Origin of the sequence: Paracraurococcus lichenis (assembly GCF_030657435.1) — a bacterium.
Lineage (GTDB): Bacteria > Pseudomonadota > Alphaproteobacteria > Acetobacterales > Acetobacteraceae > Paracraurococcus > Paracraurococcus lichenis.
This window is the reverse complement of record NZ_JAUTWS010000087.1, coordinates 1-16,632: the sequence shown is the minus strand read 5'-3', so window position 1 is coordinate 16,632 and position 16,632 is coordinate 1. Positions and strand designations below refer to the sequence as shown.

The 16,632-nt window shown below is 70.6% G+C and carries 18 protein-coding genes; 4 read left to right on the top strand and 14 right to left on the bottom strand.

The annotated features are described in order from the left end of the window. The 13 genes from Q7A36_RS34095 to fliF form a co-directional block, all read right to left on the bottom strand. Positions 1–398: transposase (locus Q7A36_RS34095; protein ID WP_456306837.1), on the bottom strand; the 398-nt coding region annotated here is incomplete at its 3' end. 140 nt (positions 399–538) lie between these two features. Further along, positions 539–1,660, bottom strand: coding sequence for a flagellar basal body P-ring protein FlgI (locus Q7A36_RS34090; RefSeq protein ID WP_305108266.1), 1,122 nt, complete (start codon positions 1,658–1,660; stop codon positions 539–541). A 38-nt stretch (positions 1,661–1,698) separates the two neighbouring features. Beyond that, positions 1,699–3,093 carry a flagellin N-terminal helical domain-containing protein gene (locus Q7A36_RS34085; RefSeq protein ID WP_305108265.1) on the bottom strand — a complete coding sequence of 465 codons (1,395 nt, stop codon included), beginning with the start codon at positions 3,091–3,093 and terminating at the stop codon, positions 1,699–1,701. 19 nt (positions 3,094–3,112) lie between these two features. Continuing rightward, positions 3,113–4,627 carry a flagellar hook-associated protein FlgK gene (gene flgK / locus Q7A36_RS34080; protein ID WP_305108264.1) on the bottom strand — a complete coding sequence of 505 codons (1,515 nt, stop codon included), beginning with the start codon at positions 4,625–4,627 and terminating at the stop codon, positions 3,113–3,115. 43 nt (positions 4,628–4,670) lie between these two features. After that, entirely contained in the window at positions 4,671–6,116 is a 1,446-nt protein-coding gene (locus Q7A36_RS34075; RefSeq protein ID WP_305108263.1) for a flagellar hook protein FlgE, read from the bottom strand. Between the two features lie 64 nt (positions 6,117–6,180). Continuing rightward, on the bottom strand, positions 6,181–7,107 hold the full coding sequence (locus Q7A36_RS34070; protein ID WP_305108262.1) for a flagellar motor protein MotB: 927 nt from the start codon (positions 7,105–7,107) through the stop codon (positions 6,181–6,183). A 52-nt stretch (positions 7,108–7,159) separates the two neighbouring features. Next, positions 7,160–7,777 (bottom strand): hypothetical protein, encoded by a 618-nt coding sequence (locus Q7A36_RS34065; RefSeq protein ID WP_305108261.1) that lies wholly within the window; start codon positions 7,775–7,777, stop codon positions 7,160–7,162. 28 nt (positions 7,778–7,805) lie between these two features. Further along, positions 7,806–8,852, bottom strand: a complete 1,047-nt coding sequence (locus Q7A36_RS34060) for a flagellar motor switch protein FliG (RefSeq protein ID WP_305108260.1) — start codon at positions 8,850–8,852, stop codon at positions 7,806–7,808. Beyond that, the gene (locus Q7A36_RS34055) at positions 8,849–9,154 is read right to left on the bottom strand and encodes a hypothetical protein (protein ID WP_305108259.1); all 306 of its coding nucleotides are present in this window, start codon (positions 9,152–9,154) and stop codon (positions 8,849–8,851) included. Before Q7A36_RS34055 ends, Q7A36_RS34060 begins: the two co-directional genes overlap by 4 nt. Then, on the bottom strand, positions 9,151–9,936 hold the full coding sequence (gene fliP, locus Q7A36_RS34050) for a flagellar type III secretion system pore protein FliP (protein WP_305108258.1): 786 nt from the start codon (positions 9,934–9,936) through the stop codon (positions 9,151–9,153). The genes Q7A36_RS34055 and fliP overlap by 4 nt, the downstream gene beginning before the upstream one ends. Positions 9,937–9,959: 23 nt before the next feature. After that, a complete protein-coding gene (locus tag Q7A36_RS34045) occupies positions 9,960–10,238 on the bottom strand; it encodes a FliM/FliN family flagellar motor switch protein (protein ID WP_305108257.1) in 279 nt (92 codons plus the stop codon). Next, a complete protein-coding gene (locus Q7A36_RS34040) occupies positions 10,235–10,900 on the bottom strand; it encodes a hypothetical protein (protein ID WP_305108256.1) in 666 nt (221 codons plus the stop codon). The genes Q7A36_RS34045 and Q7A36_RS34040 overlap by 4 nt, the downstream gene beginning before the upstream one ends. Then, complete coding sequence (gene fliF, locus Q7A36_RS34035) at positions 10,897–12,486, bottom strand: flagellar basal-body MS-ring/collar protein FliF (protein WP_305108255.1); 1,590 nt, start codon at positions 12,484–12,486, stop codon at positions 10,897–10,899. Before fliF ends, Q7A36_RS34040 begins: the two co-directional genes overlap by 4 nt. A gap of 121 nt (positions 12,487–12,607) precedes the next feature. Here fliF and Q7A36_RS34030 point away from each other — a divergent pair, with 121 nt between their 5' ends. The 4 genes from Q7A36_RS34030 to Q7A36_RS34015 are packed head-to-tail and all read left to right on the top strand — an operon-like array spanning position 12,608 to position 15,411. Beyond that, on the top strand, positions 12,608–13,114 hold the full coding sequence (locus Q7A36_RS34030) for a flagellar basal body-associated FliL family protein (protein WP_305108254.1): 507 nt from the start codon (positions 12,608–12,610) through the stop codon (positions 13,112–13,114). Between the two features lie 9 nt (positions 13,115–13,123). After that, positions 13,124–14,161, top strand: coding sequence for a FliM/FliN family flagellar motor switch protein (locus Q7A36_RS34025; RefSeq protein WP_305108253.1), 1,038 nt, complete (start codon positions 13,124–13,126; stop codon positions 14,159–14,161). Positions 14,162–14,189: 28 nt separating this feature from the next. Continuing rightward, positions 14,190–14,735: a hypothetical protein gene (locus tag Q7A36_RS34020; RefSeq protein WP_305108252.1), complete on the top strand. Its 546-nt coding sequence runs from the start codon at positions 14,190–14,192 to the stop codon at positions 14,733–14,735. A 1-nt stretch (position 14,736) separates the two neighbouring features. Next, complete coding sequence (locus Q7A36_RS34015) at positions 14,737–15,411, top strand: MotE family protein (protein WP_305108251.1); 675 nt, start codon at positions 14,737–14,739, stop codon at positions 15,409–15,411. A gap of 451 nt (positions 15,412–15,862) precedes the next feature. Here Q7A36_RS34015 and Q7A36_RS34010 read toward each other — a convergent pair. Beyond that, on the bottom strand, positions 15,863–16,632 hold a 770-nt coding region (locus Q7A36_RS34010), incomplete at its 5' end, for a protein phosphatase CheZ (protein WP_305108250.1).

Sequence of the window (16,632 nt, the reverse complement as noted above, 5' to 3'; positions counted from 1 at the left end):
ATGGTGTGGTTCACGCCGATCCCGGCCTCTACAATCTTTCTGACCGAACAGTGGCCCGTCATGTAGGACAGGTACTGGCCCCACTTCTCGGGCTTCCGAGCGCGCGCCATCGGCGTGCCGGTGAGGATGTTGAAGGTGCGGCGACACTCGGAGATGCGACAACGGAACCGCTGTCGGTCGTTCTTGTCTTTGCCGTGCAGGTGAGCACCCTCAGCCTCGCAATGCGGGCAACGCCGCTTGACGCAGGCCACCTCCGTGCGGCGGGCCAGGGCCACCTCGGCAACCCGCATGGACGCGACCTCGGCGACGAGCCGTTCGATGGTGATGAGCTGCTCACCCGAGGCCGTCCGGATGGTGGATTCGAGATGGGTGAGACGACGAGATTCGAGGCTGGACATAGAACATGATGTAATCAGCTTCTTTAGATTTGCCCGTCTCCCACACCCAAGTCGAACAGCGCCTAAACGAATGAGCAGATGCTAGCCCTGCTTCCGGGCGAGGCCGTTACGGCCATCCTGCTCAGGATCCCCGGTGAGGATCAGATGAAGTTCAGCTCGGCATGCAATGCGCCGCTCGCCTTCAGCGCATTCAGCACCGAGATCAGGTCACGCGGCGCCAGGCCGAGGGCGTTGAGGCCGTTCACCAGGTCCTGCAGCGTATTGGCCCGCGGTAGCACGGCGAGCCGCCGGCCGCGCTGATCGTCCACCTCGATATTGGTGCGCGGCACCACCGTGGTCTCGCCGTTCGAGAGGGGGTTGGGTTGGCTCACCTGTGGCGTCTCGGTGATGCGGACCACCAAGTTGCCATGGGTGATCGCCACCGGGTCGACCCGCACTTCGGCCCCGACCACGATGGTGCCGGTCCGCTCGTCCACTACCACGCGGGCGGGCCTCTCTGGCCGGACCGTCAGGTTCTCGACCTGCGCAATCAGGAAGGGCAGCCGGTCGCGGAAGGCGGGGGGCACCTGCAACTGCACGGTGCCGAGGTCGAGCGCCTGTGCGGAACCCGGGCCGAATTTGGCGTTCACCACCTCCTCGATCCTGAGCGCGGTGGTGAAGTCAGGTGAGCGGAGCGCGAGGCGGACGTTATCGAGGTCGCGCATCGCATGCGGCAACTCCCGTTCCACCAGGCCGCCACTGGGGACACGGCCGGCGGTGGTGACACCGCTGCTGATGGACTGAGCCTGGCCGGCGGCGGAGAAGCCGCCCACCACCACGGGCCCCTGCGCGACCGCATAGGCCTCGCCATCGGCACCCATCAACGGCGTTGCTACCAACGTGCCGCCGTTCAGGCTGCGTGCATCGCCGAGGGAGGAGACCATGACGTCCATCGGCGTGCCCTGGCGGGCGAAGGGCGGCAGGGTGGCGGTGACGATCACCGCCGCGGTGTTGCGGGTCTGCACCCGTTGGTCCGCGACATTGACGCCCATGCGCTCCAGCATCGCCGTCAGGCTCTGCTGGGTGAAGGGGGTGTTGCGGAGCTGGTCGCCGGTGCCCTGCAGGCCGATGACCAGGCCGTAACCGACCAGCTGGTTGCCGCGCACGCCCTCGATGGTGACGATGTCCTTGAGGCGCACCTGCGCCGGGGCGGCGACGGGCAGCGCCAGGCCCGCCACCAGGGCCATGGCGGCGAACAGGCGGCGAAGGCGTTGGCGTGGCATGGCGGTCCTCGGGCTCGGGTCGACGGCGCGGCGGCGGATCACTTCAGGTAGTTCACGAAGCTCAGCTCGGAGAGCTTGGCGGTGATCGAGTAGGTCGCTTGCAGCTGGAGCTGCAGCTGGTTGATCTGGTCGGCCGTGGCCGCGTAGTCGGTGGCTTCCAGCGTGTTGATCTGTGCCGCCGCCGCGCTCGTCGCCTTAGACTGAATGTCGGATACTGCCTGCAGACGTTCCTGCTTGGCGCCGAGCACGCCGGCAACGGTGGTGAGCCCGGCATGCGCGCCACGCAGCAGGGCACCGGCCTGGTCAAGGAGAGCGCTCTTCGCGTCGTCGCCCAGCTGCGTGCTGGCGGCATCGAGCAGCGAGAGCAGCGAGCCACCCATCATGGAGTCCCGGATCGCCGGGTTGTCGGCGCGCACGTCGTAGGTGACGGTCTCGCCCGCGCCAATGGCGACCTGGTTCGGCTTGCCGTCGCCGGTGCGGCTCTTAGAGGTGTAGACCGGCACTTGGTTGACCGCGGCTCCGAGCGTCACATGTGCCGCCGCACCGCCGACAGGCTGCAAGGCGCTGCCACCGCCGAAGCTGATGTGGTCGGTCGCGTTGGTGGTGTCTACGATCAGACGGCCGGCGCTGTCGAGGCTGGCGATGACATTGCCGGGGCCGGCCGCGGCGTTGATCGCGGCCTTCATGCCCGCCATGAAGATGGTGACATCGGCGGGGGTGCTCATGTTCAGGGGGGCGCCGGTATTGTTCGTGAAGGTCGCGGGCGTCGGCGTGCCGTTCAGGGTGAAGCTGAAGGTGACGGCGTCGTTCACCGCAAGCTGGCCGGTACTCGCCGGCGGGCTGTAGGCCCAATTCACGCCGCCCGTGTACAGGTCCGTGATCCGCGCGACGAGCGCGTTGGCACCCGCCGCATCCAGCGGCCCACCGGCCCTGTTCACCGCGTTGGTGAGCATGGCCTGGACGGTGGCGAGGGCGCCACCCGCGGCATCCGGTGCGGTCAGTGGTGCATTGGTGCTGTCGGTGCCGGCAAACAGGTGCTGGCCGTCGAACTGCACGTTCAGCCGGTCCGCCATGCTGGCCATGGAATCCCGCGCCTGCGCCGCCAGCACGTTGTATCCGGTACCCTTCAGGGTGTCGATCTTCAGCACATTGGTCGAGAGCGTCTGGACCGTGTCCGAGACGGCGCTGAGCGCCGTCTGCATTGCCTCCATCCGGCGGCCGGAGAGGGTAACGCTCTGGTCCAGCGCGTCGCCTTGGGCGATCTGGTCATGCAGCTTGTAGAGCAGCGAGGCGCCGAGGCCGAGCCCACCGGTCGGGTCCGACTTGCGGCCGGAGGAGAGCTCGGCGGTGGCCTGGGCGAGGCGCGCCTGCAGGCTCTGCAGCGAGGCCTGGCGGCCGAGGGCCACGCCGGCGGGAGCGATGCGGTCGGTCATGACGGGATCCTTGCCGATGTCAGCTGCGCAGGCCGATCAGGTCGTCGAGCATGTGCGAAGCGGTCTGAATGACCTGGACGGAAGCCGAATGGGTCTGCTGCACCAGCAGCAGGCGCTGCAGCTCCTCGTCCACGTTCACGCTGGTCTTGTTCGTCAGGTTCTGCTGCGCTTGCAGGTCGAGCGCCTGGCGGGTCTGGGCACGGTCCGCCCAGTTCGATCGGTCGGACTGCATCAGGCCGGCCGATTGCGACGCAGCATCGGACAGGGAGAGCGAGGCGGAAAGGCCGGTGGCGGCGGTGTAGGACCGGCTCGTGTCCATGGCGCCGAGCAGGGCGAGGATGCCGCTGTTGTCGGCGGCGTTGCCCGTGGTGGTGCTGCCCATCCCGTCTCGGATGCGGGAGGCGAGGCCGCCGGCCTGGTCCGGATCGGCCTTGGGGTTGATGCTGATGGTCCGGGCGAGGCCGCCCGTGGGGTAGATCGCGCCCAGGCCGGCCGAGTTGTTGCTGCTGAAGAGACCCGCCATCGGATGGCTTGAGGCGGGATCCACCTTCAGCGTCGGAGGCGTGGTCTGCGGCACGACCGTGGTGTCGATCAGGCTCGCATCGGCCTGCTGCGACGCCTGCATCAGGTTGCCGGCAATCTGATCCAGCATGTCGGCGTAGCGCGGCAGCGTGCCGTCACGCAGCTGGAGCCCGGCGGCGATCGAGCCGCTGGAGGAGCTGCGCAGCCTGGCGCCGTCCACCGTGACGGTGGACAGGGAGCTGCTGCCGAACCGCATCTCGGATGCGACGGCGGACGAATGCGTAAAGGAGAGCGCATGCACCGTGCCGCTGTCGTACAGCGTCTGCCCCTTATCGGTGGTCAGCACTAGGTGCCCCGGGCCGCCGTCATAGACGCTGACGGGCACGCGCTTGGCGATGTCGGACAGCAGCAGGTCGCGCTGGTCCTGGTACTCGGCGAGGGAATCGCCGCGCGCCTCGGCCTTGGCCATTTCCTGGTCGACCTGCGAGAGCCGGCCGAGCGTGGTGTTCACTGCGTCCACGTCCTGCGACACGGCCAGGTCGGCGGCGGTGCGGCCGTTGGATACCGCGGCATCCATGCGATGGAAGGCGTCCACCAGCGATTTCGCCGCCTCCGCCGCCGAGTTCTGCGCGACCGCATTGTCCGGCGAGGCGGAGAGCGCCGTCATGGCCGAGCGGAAATTGCCGAGCGCGGTCGAGAGGCTGCGTCCGTCGCTCGGCTGGCCGACCGCGGTGGTGAACTGCGCCAGCATGTCCGCCATGCGCTGGCCGTAGGCGGCATCGGCGCCGGAGGCCCGGGCGGCCGCGGCCAGCGCCTCGTCGCCGAGGCGCTGGGTCGTCTGGGTGTCCACCCCCGTGCCCTGGCCGGCGGTGAGCTGCTCCGAGCGGGGCAGCTCCCGCCGGACATAGCCGACAGTGTTGGCGTTGGCGACGTTGTTCGCGATCACCGACGCTTGGCGCTGTTCCGCCGCGAGTGAGGACAAGGCGGTCAGCAGCGCGCCCTGGATGGTCATGGCACTTGTCTCCCGGGGGTTGGGCGGCGGTGAGCGAGCCGCGTCAGCGCTTCAAGTTCGTCGCTTCCTCTAGCATCTGGTCGGCGGTGTGGATGACCGAGGCGTTCGAGCTGTAGGCGCGCTGCGTCTCGATCAGGTTGGTCAGCTCGGTGCCGATGTCGACGTTCGAGGCTTCGAGCGCGCCACCCGAGGTGGCGCCGGCTGCACCGACGCCGGGGTTCAGCAGTCGAACCGACCCGGCGCCTGGCACCATTTCATAGGCGTCGCCGCGCACCGGGTTCAGGCCATCCGGATTGGCGAAGAGCGCGAGCTTGAGTTGGTAGATCGGCCGGCTCTGGCCGTTGGAGAAGGTGGCGACGACCTTGCCGTCATCGGAGACGTTTACCCGTTGCAGCATGCCGAAGGCGGAACCGTCCTTCTCGATACGCGTGGCGGTGAAGTCGCCTTCCAGTTGGGTAATGCTGGCGGTACCGCCGACAGTGCCGATGCTGATCGGCAGGGTCACGCCGCCACCGGTTGTGATGGTCAGGGTGCCGGCCGAGGGATTGTAGACGCCCCTGGGCGTGATGGTGGAGGCGGTGTGGTCGGGGTTGGGCACGCCACCGCTGAGTTGCGAGGTCGCGGGAGCGACGACCGCCGGGTACAGGGTGCCGGTGCCGGTTGCGTCGTAAACACGCTTGATGGTACCACCGAGGCCAAGGCTGGGGTTGAACTCGAGGCCGATGGCAGCGACCTGGCGCGTCGGGTCGTCCGAGGGACCGGTGCCGGTCGCGCTGTCGAAGACCTGCAAGGTCCAGGTGTTCGTCTCGGCTGTCACCGCCGGCGGCACTGCCGCCGCCGCCAGTTTCGGCGTGAAGCGGTAGGTCAGGGTCTGCGCCTTGCCCAGCGGGTCGTAGTAGTCGACGCTGCTCTGGAAGGCATCGACCGCCGGCGCCGGGGAGATGGCGCCGGTCTGGCTGGCCGGCAGGTTGGCGAAGAAAGTCATCTTGGTCGTCGCCGCGGCCGTGGCGGTGACGCTGTTGACATTGACCGTCTGCAGGCTGTCGACATTGTTGTCGCCGACCGAGCCGATCGGCAGGCCGTTCGCGTCCAGCTTGGTGCCCTGCAGGAAGTAGCCGGCCGAGTTCACCAAGTTGCCGAACTGGTCGGTGCGGAATGAGCCGGCGCGGGTCGCCAGGTACTTGCCGTTGCTCGCGGCGTGCTCGTTCACCACGAAGAAGCCGCTGCCGTTCACCGCGATGTCGGTGTCGACGCCGGTGTTCTGCACCTGGCCGACCTGGCTGATGGCGACGCGGTTGTGCGCCGCCGTGCCGGCCATGGCGGTGGCGCCGGAGGCGGCGCCATCCAGCACCAGGCTCTCGAACTGGGTGCTGACGCGCTTGTAGCCGACCGTCGAGCTGTTCGCGATGTTATTCGAAATGCCGGACAGCTTCGTGGTCTGGGCATTCATCCCGGACAGGCTGGTGCGGAGGGCGTCGAGTGCGGACATGGAGCGGCTCAACCTTGCTTGTGGCGGGGAGGGACGGGATTGCGCAGGTGGGGGAGGTGGCGGATCACCGTCGCGCTTCTGGCGGGGCGCTCCGCGCCGCCGCGGCGCGGGCAGCGGTGACCACACCGGCGCGCAGCACGGTGACCGTGATGCGACGGTTGCGTGGGTCTTGCGGCAGGTCGGGTACCATCGGCTCGGCCGAGGCCTTGCCTTCGACGCGGAAGACGCGCGCGGGCGGCAAGCCGGCGCGTTCGAGCGCACGGCGGGAGTTGTTGGCACGGTCGGCCGAGAGTTCCCAGTTGCCATAGGCGCCGCGGACCAGCGGCTGGGCATCGGTGTGCCCGGCGACGGCGATCTCGTTCGGAACGCTGGCCAGCACGCCGCCGACGACGGTGAGGATTCGGGCGAGGCGCGCGCTCGGCTCGGCCGAGCCCGGCGCGAAGAGCGCCGCGCCGTCGCGGTCGAAGATCTGCAGCCGGAGACCCTCGGGCGTCATCTCGACGGCGATGTTCTGCGCGGCCTCGCGCAGCTCGGGATTGCTGGCGATCTGCCGCTCGATCTCGGCCTTCATCGCCTCGAGCCGTTGCGTGTCGAGGCGCTGGCGGTCGGGCGCGAGTGGGGCGGACTGGCCGGTCGTGGCCACCTCCGCCGCTGCGCCGCCGCCGCTGCTGGGCGCGTCCGGCTCGCCGCCATCGGTTGGATCGGATTGCTCCTGGCGGGAGGGCGAGCCGACCATCACCGAGGGTCCGCCATCGAGCAGGCCGGTGCCGGAGGGCATGTTGAGCAGGCTCGACGAGGTGAAGAAGCGGGCGATGCCCTCGCGCTGCACCTCGGTCGTCGAGGAGAGCAGCCACATCACGAGGAAGAACGCCATCATCGCCGTCACGAAGTCGGCGTAGGCGATCTTCCACTGGCCGCCATGATGGTCGTCATGCGCGTGATGGCCGCGCTTGACGATGACGGTACGGTTCCGGCCGGGGTCGGCGCTCATGGCGGGATATCAACCAATGGTTTCTTTCTTCTAGTGCGAATCTTTTTCGCACTCAAGCACGACGAAGATTCGCACCATTCCGCACTGTTAGCACGCCTTCGAGGCCGAGCAGGTCAAGCACCCGATCGAAGGCCGCCGACAGGGCGGCGGCGAGCGGCCGCGGCTGCGGCCGCTCGATCTCCATCACCGCGTCCAGCCGCACGCCTTCCAGCCGGCCGCGAAACTCGATGCGGCCCGTCTCCGGCAGGGCGAGACGCAATGCGAAACTTCCCAGGTCATGCCGTCGTCGTAGCGCACCTCTGTCCGGCCGCCAGCACAGCTCGATCCACTCAATCTGGGAATTTTTCGCATGCACCGGCACGCGCAGCCCGGACCAGGGTCCGTTCTCGCCCAGCGCCGCGGGCGGGGGCGCCGTGTCGAGCAACGCCGCGAGCGCCGCCGCCCGCATGCCGAGCGGTGCGGCGAGCCGGCCGAGACCGTCCCGCCCGAGCCAGCGCGCCGCATCCGGCCGCAGCGCGGCGAGCAGGAAGGGGAGCGTGAAGCTCCCGCCAGCGACGGGCAGCAGCGCCTCCGTTGCGCCGCGGCCGAGTTCCGGCGCCGTGCCGCCCGGCGCGGCATAGCCGCCGAAACCCGGAGCCGTCGGCCCAGGCTCCCCGGTTGCGGGCTGCATCCGGCCGCGCTCCTGTCCGCGTCCTGCCTCAGCCCAGCTCCGCCTCGTCCTCCTCGAGGATGATGATCCGCCCGTCATCTGCCAGGCGCTTGGCGATGGAGATGATATCGGCCTGCGCGTCCTCGACCGATTTGCGGCGCTGCGGCGGCGTGTTCTCGACCTCCTCGCGCATCTGCGCGGCCGCGCGCTGCGACATGCTGCCGAAGAACAGCTCGCGCAGCTCGGGCGCCGCGGCGGTGAGCGCGAGCTGCAGCCGCTCGGCCGGGCATTCCGCCACCAGCGTGCCGAAGGTGCTGCGGTCCACCCGTACCAGGTCGTCGAAGGTGAACATGATGCGCTTGATGCGGGAGGCAGCGTGCGGCTCGCGGTTCTCGATCTGCGACATCAGCCGCCCGACCAGCCCCTTGTCGGCGCGGTTCAGGATCTCCGCCACGATCTGCGAGCTGTCGCGCTCGTAGCTGCGCGAAAGGTTGGTGATGAACTCTCGCTGCAGTGTCGTCTCGATGTCGTTCAGCACGTGCTTCTGGATGCTGTCCATCCGCACCATGCGCAGGATGATCTCGTCCACCGAGGTCTCGGGTAGCAGGGCGAGCACCCTTGCCGCGTGCTGCGCCGGCAGCTTGCTCAGGATCACCGCCGCGGTCTGCGCCAGCTCGGTCCGCAGATAGGTGGCCAGCACCTCGGGGGAGATGTTGGCCAGCTTCTCCCACATGGTCTTGCCTTCCGGCCCGCGAATCTCGTCCATGATGTCGCTGACCTTCTCCTGCGGCAGCAGGCGCCGCAGCAGCCGCTCGGTCGTCTCGGCGGTGCCGATCACGGTGCCGATCTTGCCGACCTCGGCCTGGAACCGGGCCAGCACCGTCTCCACCCGCTCGATCGGCACCTTGCCGAGATTCGCCATGGCGCGGCTCGCGCGCCGGATCTCGTTCTCCTCGAAGCGCTCGAAGATGGCATGCGCGCGCTGCTCGTCGAGCACCATCAGCACGACGGCGGCATCCGACAGGGCGTCGCCCTGCGGCTCGGGGGCCGGCGCCGCCGCCTGACCGTTGCGCGAATAGGGAACGGGAGGCTTCATCGGTCGGCAGTCCTCGGGACGGTGTCGCGCGCCGGGGCGGCCGGGCCGCCGGGCAGGAGCAGGGGCCGCAGCAGCGCGGCCAGCAGGACGGGGATCTCGGGCGGCAGCCGGGCGCCGGCGCCGGCGATGCGCGCCAGTTGCTCCGCCGGGTCGGCTCCCTCGGGGCTGGGCAGGCCGAGCTCGCCGGCAAGTGCCACGATCCGCGCCTCGGTGGCGGGATGGCTGGCGTGGTCGAGCTGCCGGATGGTGGCGGCCAGGCGGCGCGCGCGCCGGATGCGCCGGGGCGGTGCGGCGCCGCTCACGAGGCGAAGCCGCGCACGAGCGAGCCGGCGACCAGCCCCCAGCCGTCCACCAGCACGAAGAAGACCAGCTTGAAGGGCAGGCTGACCGTCACCGGTGGCAGCATCATCATGCCCATGCCCATCAGCACCGCACTCACCGCGATGTCGATGGCCAGGAAGGGCAGGAAGAGCAGGAAGCCGATCTGGAAAGCCTTCGACAGCTCGGAGGTGATGAAGGCGGCCGACAGGATGTGCAGCGGCACATGCGGCGGCGCTGCGCTCTCGCCCGTCGTCTCGGGCGGCGTCCAGCGGGCGATGTCGCGGAACAGCGCCAGGTCGCGCTCGCGGACATTGACCTCCATGAAGGCCCGGAAGGGCGCGACGGCCCGCTCCGCCGCCTGCTCCTCGGTGATCGCGCCATCCATCAGCGGCCGGGCGGCGTCCTGCCAGACCCGCTCCAGCACCGGCGCCATCACGAAGGCGGAGAGGAAGATCGCGAGCGCCACGATCACCGTGTTCGGCGGCGACTGCTGCAGGCCGAGCGCGGTGCGCAGCATGGACAGCACGACGACGATGCGGGTGAAGGCGGTGGCGACCACCAGCAGGCCGGGGGCGAGCGCCAGCAGCGTGGTGCCGACGAGCAGCGCGACGAGGTTGGTGGTCAGGCTCTGGCCGCCGCTCGCCGCCGCTGCGGCGCCGCCGGCGCCGAGACTGAGCGTGACGTTCTGCGCCGCGGCCGGAGCCGCGGCGAGGGCGAGCAGCACGAGCGTGGCCACCGGGAGGCGGAACGGATGGGTCGGCATTCTGCCGGCTCCTGCGATGCGGCTCAGCCGGGGGAGGACACGATCTCGGTGATCGAGATCGAGAGGCGACCATCGTCGGTCAGCTGGATCTCGCCGCGGGCGATCAGCCGCTCGTTCGCCAGCAGGTCCACCGGTTCGCCCACCTTGCGGTCGAACTCGATCACCGAGCCGCGGCTGAGGTCGAACAGCGCCGCCATCGGCAGCCGGCGCGTGCCGAGCACCACCTGCACCTTGATGGGGATGTCCATCAGGCCGGGCTTGCGCGCCGCGGCCGGGATCTCGGGGGTCGGGAGGTCGCTCAACACTCTTGCTCCTGCTGGCGGCCCGCCGCGCCCGGTGCCGCGCCGAGCACCTCCAGCACGCGGGCGGCGAGGGCCGCGGGATCATGGCGGAGGCCGCCGCCCTGCCAGGCGGTCTCCAGGGTTCCGGGCGGAAGGGCGGGATCGGGCCTGAGGCTCACCCGCGCCGCCTGCGCGGTATCGGGGAAGCCCTCGGCCTGCATCGCGGCGAGGGTGTCGGGATGGGCGCGCAGCGCGATCTCGTCCGGCGCACGCTCGGCGAGCAGCGCGGCGGCGAGCGCCACGGCCTCGCGGCCCGCCTCGCGCGCGGCGAGCGCCGGCAGCAGCGTGGCGAGCGCGGCGGCGAGCGCGGCGCGCATCTCCGCATCGAGCGCGCGGCGATCCTCCCCGCGGGCAGCGAGCAGCGCCTCGAGCGCGGCCGCCGCCGCGGCGGCGCCGTCGCGCGCCCGGGCCGCAGCGTCGCGCGCAGCCGCGGCCTGCCCCTCGGCGCGGCCGGCGGCGAGCCCGTCCTCCTGCCCGCGCTGGTAGCCTTCATCGATGCCGCGCAGGCGGCCCGCCTCGTAGGCGGCGTCGCGCTGACGCTCCTCGGCGGCCAGCCGCTCGGCCAGGTCGCTGCCCGGCGCGGTGAGCGTGACGAGCGAGGGTGGCAGGAAGGGCCGCGTCATGCCGGCGCGCCCTCCTCGATCCAGCTGCGCAGCACGGCCAGCACCTCGTCCGGCCGCTCGTCCACCATCTCCTGCAGGGCGGTGAGCGAGGTCATGGTGACCTTGAGGTTCGGGCTGATGCTGGCGATCTGCTCCTCAAGCGGGGTGAGCGGCGCGTCCTCGATCACCACCGCGGCGGCGAGGGCGGCGGCCTGGCGGCGCCGGCGGAGCTGCCACAGCCCGGCGCTGCCGAGCAGCAGCGCCGCGGCGAGCGGCAGGCTCCACCACAGCCAGGAGGTGGCCTGCACCGTCGCGGCCTCGGCGAGCGTCCCGGACGCGTCCTCGGCGCGGAAGCGCATTTGCTCGACCGTCACCCGGTCGCCGCGCTTCTCGTCGAAGCCGACGGCGCTGCGGACCAGGGTGGCCAGCCGCTCCAGCTCGGCCGGGCTGCGGTCCTGCACCGCCCCGTCCGCGCCCGGCACGCCGTCCAGCACCACCGCCACGCTCAGGCGACGCACCGAGCCCGGCTCGCGCACCGTCTCCTCGGTACGGGACGAGATCTCGTAGTTGATGGTCTCGCCGCCGCGCTGGCTCTGCGAGGCGGTGCGCTGCTGGTTCTGGTTGACACCCTGGTTCGGCAGGTTCTGCCCGACCGAGACCGGCTCGCGGCCCTTGCTGTCCTCGCTGGTCTCGCTCTCGTTCTGGGTCTGGCGGCTGCGCTCGACCTGGCCGAGCGGGTCGTACTTCTCCTCGCGGGAGACCGAGCGGGCGCCCTCGAGCTCGACGGCGGCGACGGCGCGCACCCGGCCGGCGCCGATGATCGGCTCGAGCAGTTCGAGCACGGCACGGCGCAGGGTGGTCTCCTGCGCCGATTTCAGGTCGGCGATGCGTCCGGCCCCGGCCGCGGCACCGCCCTCAGCGCCGAGCACCACGCCGTTCGGATCGATGACCGAGACATCCTCCTGTCGCAGCCGCGGCACGGCGCCCGCGACCAGCACCCGGATGGCGGCGGCCTGCGCGGCGGAGAGGCGCTGGCCGGCATGCGTGGTGACGGTGACCGAGGCGGTGGGCTGCGGCGTCTCGCGCGAGAAGCCCTCGCGCTCCGGCAGCACGACATGCACGCGTGCGGTGCGGACGCCGCCGAGGGCGAGGATGGTGCGCGCCAGCTCCCCCTCCAGCGCGCGCAGGCGCTGCACCCGCTGCATGAAGGAGGTCATCTGCATCGGGTTGGCCTGGTCGAGCAGCTCGTAGCCGGCGCCGGCCTGGCGCGGCAGGCCCTCGGAGGCGAGCTGCATGCGCAGCCGCGCCACCTGGTCGGCCGGCACCAGGATGATGCCGTCGCCACGCGCCTCGATCGGCACCTTCAGCTCCTCGAGCCGGGCGGCGATCCGCCCGGCCTCGCCAGCATCGAGCCCGGAATAGAGCAGGCTGCCCGGCTGCTGCGGCGAGCGGGCGATTAGGAAGACGCCGACGAGGGCGGCGAGGGCGACGCCGCCGAGCCCGGCCAGCTTCACCGGGCCGAGCCGTGCGAGGCTTTGGCCGAGCCCCTGGCCGAGCCCCTTGAACTCGAGCCCGCCCACAGCGGTTCGTACATCCGGCACAGACATTCGGTCTTCCGTCCTGAACCGCCACGACGCGAATTTTGGCATGGCGCGAAAAACGATGGCTGGTTTATATCAACGAGCGATCGAGATGTCGCGCGAAAATTCTGGGGGCGCGAGAAGCCGCATGTCAGAGACTGTTTCCAACCCTGCCACCGCCAGCGCGAAAGCGAAAGGCAGAAAGCCCCGGCGTGGCCGATGGGCGATCTTCCTCGTTGCCGGCCTCGTCCTGCTCGGCGGGGCCGGTGCTGCGGCCTATCTCTATGTCCCCGGCGCGGCCGGGCTGGTCGAGGGCCTGCTCCCCGCGAAAACGGCCGAGCACGCGCCGGTGCAGCCCAGCTTCGTCGAGCTGCCTGAGATGACGGTGACCCTCACCAATGGTGGGCGGACGCGGCAACTCAAGCTCACCCTCGCGCTCGAGGTGGTGGGGGACCCGGCCACCCTGCGGGCCGAGGTGGTCACGCCGCGGCTCTACGACAGCCTGGTGACCTATTTGCGCACGCTGCGCGATGGTGAGCTGGAGGGTGCCCTGGCGCTCGACCGGCTGCGCGCCGACCTGTTCCGCCGCGTGGACCTGCTGCTCGGCACCGGGGTGCTGCGCGACGTCCTCGTCACCGGCTTCGTGGTGGCCTGAGCCATGTCGATGGGCGGGGAAGAGGGCAGCGCCGACGCCGGCGCGGGCTGGGGCGATGCCGAGGCCGAGGCTGGCTGGGGCGCCGCCGCGGTGCAGATGGACCAGGGCGACATCGACAGCCTGTTCGGCGGGCCCGAGCCGGCCTCGGCCCAGCAGCAGAAGGTAGGGCTGGAGGCGCTGGTCGGCGGGGCGGTGCGCTACGAGCGCCTGCCGATGCTGGACATCGTGGTGGACCGGCTGGCCCGCCTGCTGACCAGCAGTGTGCGAAAATTCACGGCCGACAACGCCGACGTGGTCATCAACCGGGTCCGGCCGATCCGGGTGGGCGCCTTCCTCGACAACGTCACCCTGCCGGCCCTGATCGGGGTGATCCGGATCGAGGAGTGGGACGGCTACTGCCTGGCGGCGGTCGATTCGCGCCTCATCGGCTCGATCGTCGACATCCTGCTCGGCGGCCGGCGCAACGCGGTGCAGCGCATCGAGGGGCGGCCCTATACGCCGATCGAGCGCACCTTCGTCGAGAAGCTGGTCTCGGTGGTGACCCAGGATCTCAGCCGCGCCTTCGAGGTAGTGGCGCCGGCGGTCTTCCGGCTGGAACGCTTCGAGATCACGCCGAGCTACGCGCTGATCACCAAGCCGACCGCCTCGGCGGTGACCTTCCGGGCCGAGATCACCATGGAGGGGCGCGGCGGCAACATGGACTTCCTGCTGCCCTATGCCGCCATCGAGCCGGTGCGCGACCTGCTGAGCCAGGAGGTGCTGGGCCGCAAGCAGGGCGGCGACAGCATCTGGCGCAACCACCTGATCGACGAGCTGCCGCGCGCCGCCCTCGATTTGCGGGCGGTGGTCGAGAGCCGCGACGTGCCCTTCTCGGAGATCGCCGCCTGGCAGCCCGGCACCCGGTTCCAACTGGATCGGCGACGCGGCGAGGCGATCGACGTCTTCTGCCAGGACCTGCTGGTCTGCCGCGCCCAGATGGCCACGCAGGACGACCGGCTGGTGCTGCGCGTCGAAGAACGGATCATCGAACCGAACTGGCCGGGCTGATGCCGGCGCGCCCCCCACGGAGAACCGCATGAATTTCGTCCAGATGCTGGATGCCGCCGGCCTCGTCCTGCTGGTCGGGCAGGCCGGCTGGATCGGCCTGCTCTATCGCCGCATGGGCAGCCTGCGCGGCGCACTCGATTCCGCCGGCGAGGTGATCGAGCAGCTCGACGCCGCCTCGCAACGGCTCGACGCCTCGGCCGGCGGCATCGCCCGCAAGGTGCGCGACGGCGTCGCCGAGGTGGATGCCAAGCTCATCACCTGCCGCAAGGTGGCGCAGGAGCTGACGACGGCCTCGCGCAATGCCGAGGAGATCGCCACGCGCCTCGACCAGGCGGTGCGGCAGAGCCGCCGGGTGACCGCCGCCCGCGTCACCGCGCCGCCGCGCGAAGAGGTGGAGCCGCTCGGTTTCACCCGTCGTCTGGCGCCTGCGCGGCCGGATGCGGACCCGGCCGCCGGCCAGGAGGCCGGGCGGCTCCTTGCCCGCGACCTCACCCTTGCCCCGACCCTCTCGCTCCGCGCCTCCGACCTGATGCAGACGGATGCGCGCCAAACTCTCAAGCTGGAAGTGGGCTGATATGACCCTTCGCCGTAAGACCCCGCCGACCGAACGGAAGCGGGCCCGGCTGAGCCTCGGCCCGCGCCTCGGCCTGCCCATGCTTGCGCTCGGCCTCGCCGCCATGCTGCCGGCGCGCGTGGCCGGGGTAGCCGACCTGCTGCCCGAACTCGCCCCGGCCGCGCCGCGTCCCCAAACGGTGGCGATGCGTGACGGCACCGCCTTCGCCGTGCCGATCAGCGCCGCCACCCTGGCCGGCACCCCGCGCGCCAACCCGCTCGGCGAGGACCGCGCCGTGGACGCGCGCATGCTGGCCGAGGTCGCCCGCCGCCAGGCGGAGCTGGAACGGCGCGAGCGCGAGCTGGAACTGCGCGAGGCCCGCGCCGCCGCGGCCGAGACCCTGGCGCGCACCCAGCTCAGCGAACTCGGCCGCCTGCGCCAGGAGGTGGAGAAGCTGGTGGTGCGGGAGACCGCGGTCGCCGAGGCCGATCTCGAATCGCTGGTCGCGCTCTACGTCAACATGAAGCCGCCGCAGGCCGCCAAGGTGCTGGAGCGGCTCGAGGCGACCCGCGCCGCGGCCGTGCTGCTGAAGATCCCGGACCGCCAGGCCGGGCCGATCCTCGCCTCCATGGAGCCGCCGGCGGCGCTGGCAGTGACGCAGGAGATCGCCGGCCGGCGCGAGGCCTTCCGGCGGTAGGAGCCCGTCCCCGCGATGGCCGGCGGATCAGGTCCGGATGTGCCTCAGGTGTCGGATGGCCAACAGCCTCCGCGCCTGGGACACAGACCGGACCTGATCGCTGCCGGCGCCGCTGCATGACGTGGGTTTGTCCCGTCTCGATCGATGATCGGTTGACGCCAGCGAAGCTGGTGGCGAGCGCGGCCCTGTGGAATCCTGGTCGGGATCGGCTGGCTTCGGGTGTTGCTGGCCCTGGCGGGGCCGTGGCTCGCAGGCCGGTCGTGGAACGCGTGTCCTGGCGAGCGCAGCATCGCACGCCCAGGTCAGCAGCAATTCCGGTTGCCTCTTCTTCTGCCGTCCCAGGGCCGCGCCGCACCTGACGCTCGCGTTCTGGAGCAAACGCGGTCAAGCCCAGGCGATGTCGTCAGCGGCTCGATGGACATTCTGTCCGGCAAAGCGGCCGGTCCTGGGTTCAGGCAAACAGGTCGTCGACCGCCTGCTGTTCCAGCCCGCTGCCGCCGGGCAGGCTCGGACCATTGAGCAGGGACGCCTGTTCCGGCTGCGCGGAAGGCCGTTCGTCCGGTCGCACATCCAGCAATCTCATCAGTGTCGCGATCCGCAGGTCGAAGTCCTGCAAGGTACGGATGACCCGGCGGAGACGCTGCCCGGTGATATCCTGGAAGGAGCAGGCGAGCACGATGGCGAGCGCCGCATCGCTGATCACCGCCAAATCGGCGGCACTCTCGGGCACGCCGGCGACCAGGCGGTCACAGGTGATCTGCAGCTTTTCGGTCTGCTGCATGATCTCCAGGGTCGCGCGCTCGGTTTCGACGACGACGGTATCGAGAGCCGTGTTCGGCCCACCGCTGTTTTCGTCGAACAGGTGCGGTGTCAGTCCGACCATCTCGCGTCGTGCGACGTCCAGAACGCCTTTCATGGCATTGATCTCGTCCAGGATGGACTGAGGATCGGGGACCGCAGGCTCGGGGGGCGTGGAGGCCGGCAGAGTGGAAACCGGCGGCAGGGATGCGGCGACCTGGTGCGGCGCTGGCGGGGCCGGCCATTCGCCCGTGCCTTCGCGGGCTGTTGTATCCGGTGGGGATAGCGGCGCCGCATCCTTCGGGCTGGCCTTTCTCCTGGGCTGGAACCAGTCGCGCGCGGCCTGATCGACGAAGTAGCTTGCGTTGAGGAGTTCGACGGGCTTGCCGTTGACGAGGGCGGAGCCGATGGCCTCGGGTCGGT